The following is a 13,783-nucleotide window of genomic DNA, read 5'->3' as shown; positions in this document are numbered from 1 at the left end:
TTCAAATCTCCTTGGTCAGGCTGTGGCCGGCATCGGCGTGATCGTCGTCGGCGGCGGACAGCGGACGGGCCGGTGTACGTTTCTGGCCGGGGCCTCCATCGTTGGTTTCCTTGCCTTCGTCGATCTTCGGCCCCTTGCGCACCAAGCGCATCATGTAGCCAAGTCCGGCGCCAAACAGGGCGAAATACACCACGACGAACAGGATCAGGGTGATGCTCATCTGCATGACGCTATGGTTGGACGACGCATCCGCCGTGCGCATCAGGCCGTAGACCACCCACGGCTGACGGCCGATTTCGGTGGTGAACCAGCCGGCAAGGATCGCAATCAGACCTGACGGCCCCATCCACAGCGCCAGGTACAGGAACGGCCGCGAGGTGTAGAGGGTGTCGCGCTTGCGCAGCCACAGGCTCCACAACCCGGTGAAGATCATCAGCATGCCCAGGCCCACCATGATCCGGAACGACCAGAACACAATGGTCGAATTTGGCCGGTCTTCAGGCGGGAACTCCTTGAGCGCCGGGACTTGCTTGTCCAGCGAGTGAGTCAGGATCAGGCTGCCCAGGTACGGGATCTCGACGGCGAACTTGGTTTTCTCCTCCTTCATGTCCGGCCAGCCGAACAGGATCAGCGGAGTCGCTTCGTTACCCTTGTTTTCCCAGTGCCCCTCGATCGCGGCGATTTTCGCCGGCTGATGCTCAAGTGTATTGAGGCCGTGGAAGTCGCCGATGACCGCCTGGATCGGCGCAACGATCAACGCCATCCACATGGCCATCGAGAGCATTTTGCGGATCGCCGGGTTGTCCTTGCCACGCAGCAAATGCCAGGCCGCCGAGGCTCCCACGAAGAAGGCCGTGGCTACGAACGCCGCCGTGGCCATGTGCATCAGGCGATACGGGAACGACGGGTTGAAGATAACTGCCAGCCAGTCGGTGGGGATGACCTGCCCGTTGACGATCTCGAAGCCCTGCGGGGTCTGCATCCAGCTGTTGGAGGCGAGAATCCAGAAGGTCGAGATCAGCGTACCGATGGCGACCATCACGGTGGCGAAGAAGTGCAGGCCACGCCCGACCTTGTTCCAGCCAAACAGCATGACCCCCAGGAACCCCGCCTCGAGGAAGAACGCCGTGAGCACTTCATAGGTCAGCAACGGCCCGGTCACCGATCCGGCGAAGTCCGAGAAGCGGCTCCAGTTGGTACCGAACTGATAGGCCATGACCAGGCCGGAAACCACGCCCATGCCGAAGTTGACGGCAAAGATCTTTGACCAGAAATGGTAGAGGTCACGGTAGGTGTCGTTATGGGTTTTCAACCACAGACCTTCGAGTACCGCCAGGTAACTCGCCAGGCCGATGGTGATGGCCGGAAACAGGATGTGGAACGAGATGGTGAACGCGAACTGAATTCGGGCGAGATCAAGTGCCTCTAAACCGAACATAAGTCTTCCTCTGTCAGGTAGTACGGCTGCTGGCTGGAAGCCTGCACCCACGGCCCCCACGGATATGGAGTGTGGCGAATCTCTGTTTGTTCTTTTTTTGGCACGCATCACAACGCAGGGAGTCTGGCCTTGCGGCCGCCGGATCAATTCCTTTTGTGGGTTTTGATCTGGATCAATCAACGTTGAAAGAGTAGTCCCAATTTCGGGGATGAACCGCGTGGTCTTTTGCCGCGTGACAAGTTGCCTCATGGCTTTTGTCATCGACTACAACACATTCCCTGTGGGAGCGAGCCTGCTCGCGATAGCAGTCTGTCAGTCAACATCATCGCTGAATGTCACACCGCTATCGCGAGCAGGCTCGCTCCCACAGTTAATGGCAGTGTTCTCGATATCGATGTCTGGCTAACTAATTTTTTTGTCATGGCAACTTTCTGTTACAGGTTGGTGATAATCTCGCGGTTCCCCTCCCCCCAGATTTCTCCGCAAATGCCCAGCCAAGAGCCCTTGCTGTTACGTCACCATCGCCCTTTTCTCGCGTTCTGGCTGGCCCGGATATTTACCGCCAGCGGTTTCCAGATGCTCACCGTGGCCATCGGCTGGAACCTGTATCAATTGACCGGCAATGTGCTCGACCTGGGTCTGGTCGGCCTGGTCGAATTCGCCCCGCGCGTGCTGTTCATGCTGCACACAGGGCACGTCGCCGACCGCTATGACCGGCGCAAGGTCGCGGCGATCTGCCAGTCCCTGCAGGCATTGATCGCCCTGTCGCTGGCCATCGGCAGCGCAACCGACCATGTCACTCGGGAAATGATCTTTATCCTGGCCTTCCTGCTCGGTGCCGCGCGCTCCTTTGAAATGCCGACCACCCAGGCCTTGCTGCCCAGTATCGTGCCCAGCGCGCTGTTTCCCCGAGCGGTAGCCGCCGCACAATCGGCCCAGCAATCAGCCACCATCGTCGCCCCGGCCCTCGGCGGTTTGCTCTACGCCTTCGGCAGCGTCTGGGTGTATGGCCCGACGGTGCTGCTGTATGTCATCGCCTGTTCGCTGATGCTCAACCTGCCGGCCCGGCAGACGCCGCTGAACAAGGGCAAGGCCACACTGGATTCACTGCTCGCGGGCATCCGCTTCATCCGCAGTCGTCCGGACATTCTCGGGGCGATCTCCCTCGATCTGTTCGCGGTGCTATTGGGTGGAGCGACGGCGTTGCTGCCGGTGTTCGCCAAGGACATCCTGCTGACCGGCCCGTGGGGGCTGGGCCTGTTGCGCTCGGCACCGGCAGTGGGTGCACTGCTGATGTCGCTGTTCCTGGCGCGGTTTGCCGTGGAGCGCAATGTAGGGCGGGTGATGTTCACCGCCGTGGGCATCTTCGGCGTGGCAACCATTGCGTTCGGCCTGTCGACCTCGTTCTGGTTTTCCCTGGCGGTGTTGGTGGTGTTGGGCGCGGCAGACATGATCAGCATGGTGATCCGCGCCTCCTTCGTTCAACTGGAAACCCCGGACGAAATGCGCGGCCGGGTCAGCGCCGTGAACGGTCTGTTCATCGGTGCCTCGAACCAGTTGGGCGAATTCGAATCGGGCCTGACGGCCCACTGGTTCGGCACGGTGCCAGCCGTGGTCATGGGCGGGATCGGCACGCTGGTGGTGACCGGGGTGTGGGTCAAACTGTTCCCGACCCTGGCCAGCCGCGATCGCATGCACGTGGCTAAAGATGAAGAGAAGGAAGAGGCGAAAGTCTAAACCAACAACTCCCCTGCCACCGCCGCACGTGTGGCTTTGCCGCAGAGTTGTTCCACCAGCGCCAGGGCAAATGCCAATGCGCCAGCCGAGCCCTGGGCGGTGATGCAGTTGCCATCGACCACTACCGGTTGATCGACGAAATTACAGCCCAACAGTTGATGGCTGGCCGATGGCAGACAGGTCATGCGCCGTTGACGCAAAACGCCAAAGGCTTGCAGCGCCACGGCGGGCGCTTCGGCGATGCCGGCGAACAGGCGACCGGCTGCCGCCTGATCCTTGATCAATTGTTGCAGGGGTTGGTGGGCTGCCAAGTGCTGCGCCCCCACCGCGCCACCCGGCAAGGCAATCAGGTCGAAAGGCTGCGCCAGCAAGTCCACCAGCATGGCATCGGACGTCAGCCGAGTGCCGCGGGCGCAAGTGAGCATGCGCCGCCCTTCGATACTGGCCACCACCACTTCTATTTTGGCGCGGCGCAGTACGTCGATCAGGGTGACGGTCTGCAGGTCATCGGTACCCTCGGCGAGGGCAATCAAGGCTCTAAAGGTCATCGGGTACTGTCCACGGAGTGATCTTTTAAGCGTAGTCAGCTTTCCCGCGCCTTGTTCGAGACATGTGGCTACTGGATGTAAAGCTGCGTCGACATCGTATTGCCGGGCGCATTGATCGAGGTATTGCTGAAGGTCAGAGTGCCTTCCTGTTTGCCAGCCAGATCGAGTGCATACAAATAGCCGACGGTTTTTTCCCCGGGGGTGCAACTGGTCAGGTTGCCGTTCTTGAACGCGCAGACCGGCGTACGCGTGCCGTTCACCTCAAAACCGTCGATGGCGACATGGGCCTCACGCCCGTAACCCACTTCCAGCACGTACACCGTGATGTTCGGGCCATTGTGATCGCAGCGCGTCCGGGTTTGCCCTTCGTCGATATTTTCAACGCCACAGGACGGCGAAGCGACTTTGAGCACTTTCAATTGACTCAATGGCGGGGCCGATGCCGCCGTGGCCGTTTGGGCCCCGAGAAGCAACGCTATCAATACGCCGAACACGCTAACCAGACGCCTTTTCATGCAGTACTTTCCACCCCGAAAAACCAGCGCGCAGTATGGCGCACTTGGCTTTGTCGCAAAACATCGACGACGATCACCGCCATAAGCAGCCATATGCCCAAGCTACTGGTATGATGCGCGGCTTTTTCCGGCCCACAGTAATTTCCAGGCGCGTTCTGCTGCCTGTGCTTTGCTGTTGAGGTCGATACATTCACGGCGCCCGGCGCGCCACGGGGAGCAGACATGCTGGAAAGGCTGTTTCAACTCAAGGCACACAACACCAACGTGCGGACCGAGATTCTGGCGGGCGTCACGACCTTTTTGGCCATGGCCTACATTCTGTTCGTCAACCCGAGCATCCTCGGCGAGACCGGCATGGACAAGGGCGCGGTGTTTGTCGCCACCTGTCTGGCAGCTGCCATCGGCTCGACGACCATGGGCCTGATCGCCAACTACCCGATCGCCCTCGCACCGGGCATGGGCCTGAACGCCTTCTTTACCTACACCGTGGTCCTGCACATGGGCCATACCTGGCAAGTGGCGCTCGGCGCGGTGTTCATCTCGGCAGTGTGTTTCTTCCTGCTGTCGATCTTCCGCATCCGTGAATGGATCATCAACAGCATCCCGTTGCCACTGCGTTCGGCCATTGCTGCCGGTATCGGCCTGTTCCTGGCGCTGATCGCCCTGCACAACGCCGGCATTGTGGTCAGCAACCCGGCGACCATGGTCGGCCTCGGCGACCTGAAGCAACCGGCTCCGATCCTCGCCACCCTCGGTTTTGCCCTGATCGTCGCGCTTGAAGCCCTTGCCGTGCGCGGCGCGGTGCTGATCGGTATTCTGGTGGTGACCATCGTTTCGATCGTGATGGGCTTCACCCCGTTCGGCGGCGTGATGTCGATGCCGCCGTCGCTGGCCCCGACCTTCCTGCAACTGGACATCAAGGGCGCACTGGACATCGGTCTGGTCAGCGTGATTTTTGCGTTCCTGTTCGTCGACCTGTTCGACAATTCCGGCACCCTGATCGGCGTTGCCAAGCGCGCCGGCCTGATGGGCAAGGACGGCCACATGCCGAAAATGGGCCGTGCGCTGATCGCCGACAGCACCGCTGCCATGGCCGGTTCCCTGCTGGGCACCTCGACCACCACCAGCTACATCGAGTCCGCCGCTGGCGTGAGTGCCGGTGGCCGCACCGGCCTGACCGCCGTCGTCGTCGCGATCCTGTTCCTGCTGGCGCTGTTCTTCTCGCCACTGGCCGCCAGTGTTCCAGCCTTCGCCACTGCACCGGCCCTGCTGTTCGTCGCCGTGCTGATGACATCCGGCCTGGCCGAAATAGACTGGGACGACATCACCGTTGCCGCGCCTGTGGTGATCACCGCGCTGGCGATGCCGTTCACCTATTCCATCGCCAATGGCATCGCCTTCGGTTTCATTTCCTGGACCGCCATCAAGCTGATGTCCGGTCGTGGTCGTGAGCTGAACCCGGCGCTGGTGATCCTGTCGATTCTGTTCGTGATCAAGCTGGGTTGGTTCAACGCATGACTTTTGATTCCCAGGCCTATGCCGTTCAACTTGAAGAAAAGGTCACGCGTTTGCGTGACCTGCTGGCCCCGTTCGATGCACCCGAGCCGGCCGTTTTCGATTCGCCGCTGAAAAACTTCCGCCTGCGCGCCGAGTTCCGCCTGTGGCGCGAGGCCGGCGAGCGGCATTACGCGATGTTTTCCCAGGAAGACAAACGCACGCCCATCCTGATCGAAGAGTTCCCGATCGCCAGCCTGCGCATCAACCAGTTGATGCCGCAGCTCAAGGCAGCGTGGCAAGCCAGTGCGCCTCTGAGCCACAAGCTGTTCCAGGTCGAATTCCTGACCACGCTGGCCGGCGACGCAATGATCACTTTGTGCTATCACCGCCCGCTGGACGAGCACTGGCACGCGGCGGCTTCGAAACTGGCGACGGACCTGAACGTCAGCATCATCGGCCGCTCCAAGGGCAAGCGCGAAGTCATCGGTCACGATTACGTGGTCGAGCAACTGGACGTCGGCGGCCGCACCTTCAGCTACCGCCAGCCGGAAGGCGCGTTCACCCAGCCCAACGGTACGGTGAACCAGAAGATGCTCAACTGGGCATACGATGCGCTTGGCGATCGCTCCGATGATTTGCTGGAGCTGTATTGCGGCAACGGCAACTTCACCCTGCCGCTCGCCACCCGCGTGCGCAAAGTGCTGGCCACCGAAATCAGCAAGACCTCGGTCAACGCGGCGCTGAGCAATCTCAGCGAAAACGCTGTGGATAACGTCACCTTGGTGCGCTTGTCCGCCGAAGAGCTGACCGAAGCCCTGAACGAAGTGCGTCCGTTCCGCCGCCTGCACGGCATCGACCTCAAGAGCTACGAGTTCGGCAGCGTGTTCGTCGACCCGCCCCGCGCCGGCATGGACCCGGACACCTGCGAGCTGACCCGGCGCTTCGACAACATCCTATACATCTCCTGCAATCCGGAGACCCTGGCAGCCAACATCGCCCAACTGCACGACACCCACCGCATCAGCCGGTGTGCGATGTTCGACCAGTTCCCGTGGACCCATCACATGGAATCCGGGGTGATGTTGACCCGGCGTTGATGGCATCTGCCACCACAAAAAAGCCGTCCTCGTGACGGTTTTTTTGTATTCGTGCACGGGAGACTGATAAATACTGGGTCGGATACTTCATCTGATCCCCGGTGTAATCAATTATGCAGCGACAATTCGACGATCTTCAGTTGGGCAGCATTGAGCTGTTTTGCCTGGCCGCCGAGGCTGGCAGTTTTACTGCCGCGGCGCTGGTGGCAGGTGTCACGCCCGCTGCCGTGAGCCGATCGGTGTCGCGCATGGAAGAACGCCTGGGTGTGCGCCTGTTCGCGCGCACCACGCGTAGCGTGAAGCTCACTGACAGTGGTCGCCGTTATTACGAAGAATGTCGCCAGGCCCTTGCGCAACTGGTCGAGGCCCAGCGTGAGGTCATGGGCCAGCAGCAAGTGCCGTCGGGTACTTTGCGCATCAGTATTCCGACCACCTACGCGCATCATCGAATCCTGCCGCTACTGCCCGAATTTCGGGCGCGCTATCCCGCCGTGAAAGTCGAGTCGCATATCAGCAATCGCAACATCGATTTCGTCGGCGAAGGCTACGACATGGCGATTCGCGTGCGAGCCATCCCGGATTCCGGTCTGATCGCCCGCCAGCTGGAAGATGCCGCCCTGGTGTTGATCGCCAGCCCTGATTACCTGAAACAGGCCGGCACTCCGCAAACCCTCGACGACCTCGAACACCACGAATGCATTCAATACGAGTTACCCAGCAGCGGCCGGCGCATTGCCTGGTTGTTTAACGATGAAGGCGTGCCCCGGGAGATTCTGGCCGAGGGCAACCTCAGTTGTTCCGATGATGTACTGGGCGGGGTGACGCTGGCCAAACACGGGGCAGGGTTGTTTCAGACCTATCGTTTTATCGTGGAAAAGGAACTGGCCGACGGCTCGCTGGTGGAAGTGCTAAAGCCCTATGGCGGGCGCTCTCGGCCATTCACCCTGTTGTACCCGCAAAGTCGGCATGTTCCGCTGCGCTTGAGGGCGTTCATTGATTTTCTGGTGGAGCATTTGCCTCGCTGAATAGAGAAAGTGTCCGATCATCGCCCACAAACCGCCAGCGTACCCTCTCTTCAATTGACCGAATTAACTAGTTAGTACAATTTATCTCCACAGGCCGAGAACCTTGGCCGATTCCAACAATAATAAGTGGAGAGATTCCGATGTCCCCTATCGTTCTGGTGCTAAACGGCCCGAACCTGAACCTGCTCGGCACCCGTGAACCGTCGACTTACGGCCACGAAACCCTGGCAGACATTTCGGCCCTGTGCGGACGCGCCGCCGAAGAGTTCGGCCTGGCGGTGGAGTTTCGCCAGACCAACCATGAGGGTGAATTGCTCGACTGGATTCACGCGGCCCGCGGTCGCTGCGCCGGGATCATCATCAATCCCGCCGCGTGGACTCACACCTCGGTCGCCATCCGCGACGCTCTGGTCGCCAGCGAGCTGCCGGTCATCGAAGTCCACCTGTCCAACGTGCACGCCCGCGAGCCCTTCCGCCACCACTCGTTCGTATCCGCTATAGCAACGGCGGTGATGGCCGGCTTCGGCAGTCACGGCTATCGCCTGGCGCTTGAACACTTCAGTCTTCGTTTGAAGGGGTGATCGCCGTGACTCAGAACAACGTGGTACTGGCCGGGCTGATCGGCGCCGGCATCCAGGCTTCCCGCACACCGGCCTTGCACGAGCATGAAGGCGATGCCCAAGGGCTGCGCTACCTCTATCGTCTGATTGATCTTGATCAGTTGAAACTCGACAGCAACGCCCTGCCCGACCTGTTGATGGCCGCCGAGCGCATGAACTTCACCGGTTTGAACATCACCTTTCCCTGCAAGCAGGCAATCATCCCGCTGCTGGACGAACTCTCGCCGGAGGCCCGCGGTATCGGTGCGGTCAACACCGTGGTGCTCAAGGATGGCAAACGCATCGGCCACAACACCGATTGCCTGGGCTTTGCCGAAGGCTTTCGACGGGGACTGAAAGGCGTTGCCGTTGAGCGTGTCGTGCAGATGGGCGCCGGCGGCGCAGGGGCGGCGGTAGCCCACGCCTTGTTGAGCGAAGGCGTACAGCAACTGAGCATTTTTGACGTGGACATCCACCGCGCCCAGGATCTGGCCGACAACCTCAATCAGCATTTCGGTGCCGCTCTGGCGGTGGCCGGGTATGACCTGCCAAGCGCCTTGGCCCAGGCTGACGGCCTGGTGAACACCACGCCGATGGGCATGAAAAAACTGCCGGGCATGCCGGTGCCGGTCGAGTTGCTTCGAGCCGAGTTGTGGGTGGCGGAGATCGTTTACTTCCCGCTGGAAACCGAACTGCTGCGCAACGCCCGCGCCCTCGGTTGCCGGACGCTGGACGGCGGCAACATGGCGGTGTTTCAGGCGGTGAAGGCATTCGAGTTGTTCAGCGGCGTGGTGCCGGATGCCCAGAGAATGCTTGAACACTTCCAGGGCATGAATGACTGAAGATCAAAAGATCGCAGCCTTCGGCAGCGCCTACGTCAATCGCATTGATCCGTAGGCGCTGCCGAAGGCTGCGATCTTTTCAAGCCTGCAAATAACGCAGCACCGACTCGCAAATCATCTCCCGATGACGCTGCTTGATGCGCTCATCCGGCAAGTCGATTTGGAAAATCTCACCCACGGTATGGCGGTTCGAGACGCGATAAAAGCAGAACGAACTGATCAGCAGATGCACATCCAGCGGCACCAGGCCGGCGCGGAATACGCCCTCTTCAACGCCCCGACGCAGGATCACATCGAGGGAATCGAGAACGGTGTTGTTCATCGCCCTGATCGCTTCGGAGCGCTTCACGTACTCGGCGTTGTGAATGTTTTCGATGCTGACGATGCGCACGAAATCGACGTTACGATCATGGTGATCGAATGTGAATTCAACCAGCCGCCGAATCGCTTCCACCGGTGCCAGTTCGGTCAGGTGCAAACGGCTTTCAGTGCTGCGGATATCGCCGTAAAGTTTTTCCAGGACCTCGACGTAGAGCTGCTCCTTGCTGCCGAAGTAGTAGTAGATCATGCGCTTGGAGGTGTGGATGCGCTCGGCGATGGCATCGACGCGGGCCCCGGAAAGCCCCTGCTGGACGAATTCGACAATCGCCTCCTGCAGGATGTTTTCACGGGTCTTTTCCGGGTTGTTCTTGCGACTCTTGCGCGGCTCGGTACCGGGTTCTACGGAGGCTGCGGGGAGTTCTGAGGTCATTGTCATTGCGGGCTCACGGCCATCACTGCACAGGCTGGCGATTATGGGCTGCGCGGCACGGTGAAGGAAGCCGCGCGGCCTACGTTTAATCCCGCATTTACGAATTTCCTACAACTTGGCCTGACGGATGGCTCCGCTTCGGGATTTGGCCATGGCCGCCAGTCGCACCGCCACGTTGGCCGCGCCATAGCCGGCATACCCGTTTTTACGCTGGATGATTTCAAAGAAGAACCGCCCCTCGAACGGCTCGGTATATACGTGAAACAGCTCCCCGCCCTGGGCGTCGCGGTCGTACAACACATTGTAGTAGGCCAGCTCGCTGAGGAACTCATCGTCGAAATCGAAGCGCGCCGCCAGGTCATCGTAGTAGTTGAGCGGGATATCCAGCAGCGGCACGCCCGCCTCTTTTGCACGGCTGACCTGGGCAAAGATGTCATCACAATCAAAGGCTATGTGATGCACTCCGGAGCCGCGATAGCTCGACAGCGCGTGTGAGATCGCGGTGTTGCGGTTCTCGGAAATGTTCAGCGGCAGGCGGATCGAACTGTCGCGACTGCGCAAGGCACGGCTCTTCACCAGACCATAAGGATCCGGCAGCACCACTTCATCGTCCGCCTCGAAATCCAGCAGGCTCTTGTAGAACAACACCCAACTGTCGAGGCTGTCGGCCGGCAGCGCCATGGCCATGTGGTCAATGCGCTTGAGGCCGCCGCTGACCGGCGCTTGCGGGTACAGATTGAAGTCCGTGCCATAAACATCGGCGTGCTGATCCACCAGATAGATCAGGCTGCCATCCGGTGCACGCACCGCCGCCAGCTCCAGTTCGTTGGGGCCGACCAGCCCGCGATAGGGCTGGCCCTTGTAGGCTACGGCGCGGGCCAGTGCGCTGGCGCTGTCCTTGACCCGCACGGCCGTAGCGCACAGCGAAGGGCCGTGGGCTTCGAAAAAGCTGTGGCCAAAGGAGTAAGGCTCCGAGTTCAGGATCAGGTTGATATCGCCCTGACGCAGCAGGCTGACACTCTTGGAGCGATGCTGCCCGGCCTTGACGAAACCCAGTCGCTCCAGCCAATGGGAGAGCTTGGCGCCGAGGCTTTCATCCACGGCGAATTCGAGAAATTCGATGCCGTTGTACTCGCTGGCCTTGGGTGTTTCGAACAGAATCCCGGGGTTGGCCGCAGGCCTGGTTTCCTGCGCCAGACGCTCGCGGGTCTTCTCTTCCAGGTACAACAACGAGCGCAAGCCGTCGGCGGCATTGGCTCGTGGCGGCGCGGCGCGGAAGCCATCGTTGAAGATCTCCAGCGACAATGGCCCGGTGTAGCCGCTCTGGATGATCGGCGCGAGGAACCCTGGCAAGTCGAACTCACCCTGACCCGGGAAGCAGCGAAAATGCCGGCTCCACTCCAGCACGTCCATGGCCAGGATCGGCGCGTCGGCCATTTGCACGAAGAAAATCTTGTCGCCGGGAATCTCGGCGATGGCACTGGGATCGCCCTTGAGCGACAGGGTGTGAAAGCTGTCCAGCAACACGCCAAGGCTTGGATGATCGGCCTGACGCACGATGTTCCACACCTGTTGATACGTGTTCACATGCCGGCCCCAGGCCAGCGCTTCGTAACCGATGCGGAGACCACGGACCCCGGCATGCTCAGCCAGCAGTCGCAGATCGTCGACCAGAATCTGTTCATCACCGATGGAGTCGGCCGAGGCGTTGCTGCACACCAGCACCAGGTCGGTGCCCAGTTCCTGCATCAGGTCGAATTTGCGCTCGGCGCGTTCCAGGTTGCGCGACAGCCGATCACGCCGGCAGCCTTCAAAATCACGGAAAGGTTGAAACAGGGTGATGGCGATCCCGAGATCGGCGCACATCTGTTTAATTTCCCGTGGGCTGCCGTCGTAGTAGAGAAGGTCGTTCTCGAAAATCTCCACACCGTCGAACCCGGCGGCGGCAATGGCTTCGAGTTTTTCCGGCAGGGTACCGCTCAAGGATACGGTGGCAATGGAACGCTGCATGTTTCGACTCCCGGTGGAGGCAATCTTGTTAGGGACATCGCACGCTTTTGTAGGAGCCAGGCTTGCCGGCGATGACGATCTCGCGGACGCCATCGCCGGCAAGCCGGGCTCCTACAGGGGGCGCGTTTAACTTTGAGTGAATTATTGGCTGCGCGATCCCGCACAGCAATTCAAAGTGTACTATCCGGTTAGTTTTGTGTTCGATTATCGAACACAATGGTGGTTGGCGAATTGACGATTTTTTGTCCGCTGCCCAACATCGACCCCACATTGAGTCCGGACTCGCAGCACCGGCCGCGATGTCCAAAACACCAAATAACAAATTCAAAAAAACGGGTGGTACATATGCTTCCTTCCCAAAGCTCACGCATGGCTCCGGCCATGAGCGTCACTGCCGGCGGTATCGGCGACAAGATCCGCGGCGCCATGGCGGTCGGCAAAACCCGTTGGGGCATGCTGGCGCTGGTGTTTTTCGCCACTACCCTGAACTACATCGACCGCGCCGCACTGGGTGTGATGCAGCCCATCCTGGCCAAGGAAATGAGCTGGACGGCGATGGATTACGCCAACATCAACTTCTGGTTCCAAGTCGGCTATGCCATTGGTTTCGTGCTGCAGGGCCGGCTGATCGACCGGGTCGGCGTCAAGCGCGTATTCTTCTGCGCCGTATTGCTCTGGAGCCTGGCGACCGGCGCCCATGGCCTGGCCACTTCGGCGGTCGGCTTCATGGTCTGCCGTTTCATCCTCGGCCTGACCGAAGCCGCCAACTACCCGGCCTGCGTGAAAACCACCCGCCTGTGGTTCCCGGCCGGCGAGCGCGCCGTGGCCACCGGGATATTCAATGCCGGGACCAATGTCGGTGCGATGTTCACCCCTATGCTGCTGCCTCTGATCCTTCATGCATGGGGCTGGCAGGCCGCGTTCCTGTGCATGTCGGCACTGGGCGGAATCTGGCTGGTGTGCTGGGCCTTGAAGTACTTCAACCCGGAAGAGCATCCGAGCGTCAAACAATCGGAACTGGACTACATCCAGAAAGAAGTCGAGCCAGAACAAACCCGCGTGCCGTTCTCGAAGATCCTGCGCATGCGCGGCACCTGGGCCTTCGCCCTCGCCTACTCGATGACCGCGCCGGTGTTCTGGTTCTACCTGTACTGGCTGCCGCCGTTCCTCAATCAGCAATACAACCTGGGCATCAACGTGACCCAGATGGGTATTCCGCTGATCATCATTTACCTCACCGCCGACTTCGGCAGCGTTGGCGGCGGCATCCTCTCCTCGTTCCTGATCGGTCGCGGGATCAACCCGATCAAGGCGCGGCTGATGTCGATGCTGCTGTTCGCCTGCTGCATCATCGGCGTGGTCATGGCTGCCGGCTCCAGTAATCTGTGGGTCGCCGTAGCCGCCATCTCCCTGGCCATCGGCGCACACCAGGCCTGGACCGCAAACATCTGGAGTCTGGTGATGGACTACACGCCCAAGCACATGATGAGCACGGTATTCGGCTTCGGCGGTATGTGTGCTGCGATTGGCGGGATGTTCATGACCCAGTTGGTCGGCCATATCCTGACCGTCACCAACAACAACTACACCGTGCTGTTCACGCTGATACCGGCGATGTACTTCATCGCGCTGACCTGGATGTACTTCATGGCACCGCGCAAGATTCCGACCATCACCGACTAAAGAAGTCAGCAGTCCCTGTGGGAGCGAGCCTGCTCGCGAAG

12 protein-coding genes are annotated in these 13,783 nt (G+C 60.3%); 7 read left to right on the top strand and 5 right to left on the bottom strand.

Annotated features, from left to right (window positions below):
• Position 1 precedes the first annotated feature (1 nt).
• Positions 2-1,438 carry a cytochrome ubiquinol oxidase subunit I gene (locus CD175_RS29010; RefSeq protein ID WP_007975777.1) on the bottom strand — a complete coding sequence of 479 codons (1,437 nt, stop codon included), beginning with the start codon at positions 1,436-1,438 and terminating at the stop codon, positions 2-4.
• A gap of 486 nt (positions 1,439-1,924) precedes the next feature.
• On the opposite strand from CD175_RS29010, the gene CD175_RS29000 reads away from it, so the two are divergent.
• Positions 1,925-3,175, top strand: coding sequence for an MFS transporter (locus tag CD175_RS29000; protein ID WP_104451444.1), 1,251 nt, complete (start codon positions 1,925-1,927; stop codon positions 3,173-3,175).
• Here the strand turns inward: CD175_RS29000 and CD175_RS28995 are convergent.
• Together CD175_RS28995 and CD175_RS28990 are read right to left on the bottom strand one after the other, a co-directional pair.
• Positions 3,172-3,723: a DJ-1 family glyoxalase III gene (locus CD175_RS28995; protein ID WP_007975779.1), complete on the bottom strand. Its 552-nt coding sequence runs from the start codon at positions 3,721-3,723 to the stop codon at positions 3,172-3,174. The genes CD175_RS29000 and CD175_RS28995 overlap by 4 nt on opposite strands.
• 68 nt (positions 3,724-3,791) lie before the next feature.
• On the bottom strand, positions 3,792-4,238 hold the full coding sequence (locus CD175_RS28990; RefSeq protein ID WP_104451375.1) for a DUF4879 domain-containing protein: 447 nt from the start codon (positions 4,236-4,238) through the stop codon (positions 3,792-3,794).
• A 222-nt stretch (positions 4,239-4,460) separates the two neighbouring features.
• On the opposite strand from CD175_RS28990, the gene CD175_RS28985 reads away from it, so the two are divergent.
• The 5 genes from CD175_RS28985 to CD175_RS28965 all read left to right on the top strand — a co-directional run bounded on the left by CD175_RS28985 (position 4,461) and on the right by CD175_RS28965 (position 9,298).
• Positions 4,461-5,756, top strand: coding sequence for an NCS2 family permease (locus CD175_RS28985; RefSeq protein WP_046041744.1), 1,296 nt, complete (start codon positions 4,461-4,463; stop codon positions 5,754-5,756).
• Positions 5,753-6,832: a tRNA (uridine(54)-C5)-methyltransferase TrmA gene (trmA, locus tag CD175_RS28980; protein WP_104451374.1), complete on the top strand. Its 1,080-nt coding sequence runs from the start codon at positions 5,753-5,755 to the stop codon at positions 6,830-6,832. The genes CD175_RS28985 and trmA overlap by 4 nt, the downstream gene beginning before the upstream one ends.
• A 113-nt stretch (positions 6,833-6,945) precedes the next feature.
• Positions 6,946-7,857 carry a LysR family transcriptional regulator gene (locus tag CD175_RS28975; RefSeq protein WP_104451373.1) on the top strand — a complete coding sequence of 304 codons (912 nt, stop codon included), beginning with the start codon at positions 6,946-6,948 and terminating at the stop codon, positions 7,855-7,857.
• Positions 7,858-7,997: 140 nt separating this feature from the next.
• Positions 7,998-8,438, top strand: a complete 441-nt coding sequence (aroQ, locus tag CD175_RS28970; RefSeq protein ID WP_104451372.1) for a type II 3-dehydroquinate dehydratase — start codon at positions 7,998-8,000, stop codon at positions 8,436-8,438.
• Between the two features lie 5 nt (positions 8,439-8,443).
• Positions 8,444-9,298: a shikimate dehydrogenase gene (locus CD175_RS28965; protein WP_104451443.1), complete on the top strand. Its 855-nt coding sequence runs from the start codon at positions 8,444-8,446 to the stop codon at positions 9,296-9,298.
• Between the two features lie 79 nt (positions 9,299-9,377).
• Here CD175_RS28965 and CD175_RS28960 read toward each other — a convergent pair whose 3' ends face one another.
• Positions 9,378-10,055, bottom strand: a complete 678-nt coding sequence (locus CD175_RS28960; RefSeq protein WP_104451371.1) for a TetR/AcrR family transcriptional regulator — start codon at positions 10,053-10,055, stop codon at positions 9,378-9,380.
• Positions 10,056-10,157: 102 nt separating this feature from the next.
• Complete coding sequence (quiC, locus tag CD175_RS28955; RefSeq protein WP_104451370.1) at positions 10,158-12,059, bottom strand: 3-dehydroshikimate dehydratase QuiC; 1,902 nt, start codon at positions 12,057-12,059, stop codon at positions 10,158-10,160.
• A 345-nt stretch (positions 12,060-12,404) separates the two neighbouring features.
• Between quiC and CD175_RS28950 the strand changes: the two genes are divergently transcribed.
• Positions 12,405-13,742 carry an MFS transporter gene (locus tag CD175_RS28950; RefSeq protein ID WP_104451369.1) on the top strand — a complete coding sequence of 446 codons (1,338 nt, stop codon included), beginning with the start codon at positions 12,405-12,407 and terminating at the stop codon, positions 13,740-13,742.
• The last annotated feature ends 41 nt before the right edge of the window (positions 13,743-13,783 follow it).

This window comes from Pseudomonas laurylsulfatiphila, assembly GCF_002934665.1.
In the GTDB taxonomy this organism is placed as follows: Bacteria; Pseudomonadota; Gammaproteobacteria; order Pseudomonadales; family Pseudomonadaceae; genus Aquipseudomonas; species Aquipseudomonas laurylsulfatiphila.
Note: the sequence above shows the minus strand (reverse complement) of the source record. Positions and strands in the feature narration are given on the sequence as shown.

Coding starts and splice junctions, on each gene's coding strand:
- CD175_RS29010 (WP_007975777.1), bottom strand. CDS start 1,438: ATGTTCGGTTTAGAGGCACTTGATCTCGCCCGAATTCAGTTCGCGTTC.
- CD175_RS28975 (WP_104451373.1), top strand. CDS start 6,946: ATGCAGCGACAATTCGACGATCTTCAGTTGGGCAGCATTGAGCTGTTT.
- aroQ (WP_104451372.1), top strand. CDS start 7,998: ATGTCCCCTATCGTTCTGGTGCTAAACGGCCCGAACCTGAACCTGCTC.
- trmA (WP_104451374.1), top strand. CDS start 5,753: ATGACTTTTGATTCCCAGGCCTATGCCGTTCAACTTGAAGAAAAGGTC.
- CD175_RS28950 (WP_104451369.1), top strand. CDS start 12,405: ATGCTTCCTTCCCAAAGCTCACGCATGGCTCCGGCCATGAGCGTCACT.
- CD175_RS28990 (WP_104451375.1), bottom strand. CDS start 4,238: ATGAAAAGGCGTCTGGTTAGCGTGTTCGGCGTATTGATAGCGTTGCTT.
- quiC (WP_104451370.1), bottom strand. CDS start 12,059: ATGCAGCGTTCCATTGCCACCGTATCCTTGAGCGGTACCCTGCCGGAA.
- CD175_RS28960 (WP_104451371.1), bottom strand. CDS start 10,055: ATGACAATGACCTCAGAACTCCCCGCAGCCTCCGTAGAACCCGGTACC.
- CD175_RS28995 (WP_007975779.1), bottom strand. CDS start 3,723: ATGACCTTTAGAGCCTTGATTGCCCTCGCCGAGGGTACCGATGACCTG.
- CD175_RS28985 (WP_046041744.1), top strand. CDS start 4,461: ATGCTGGAAAGGCTGTTTCAACTCAAGGCACACAACACCAACGTGCGG.
- CD175_RS29000 (WP_104451444.1), top strand. CDS start 1,925: ATGCCCAGCCAAGAGCCCTTGCTGTTACGTCACCATCGCCCTTTTCTC.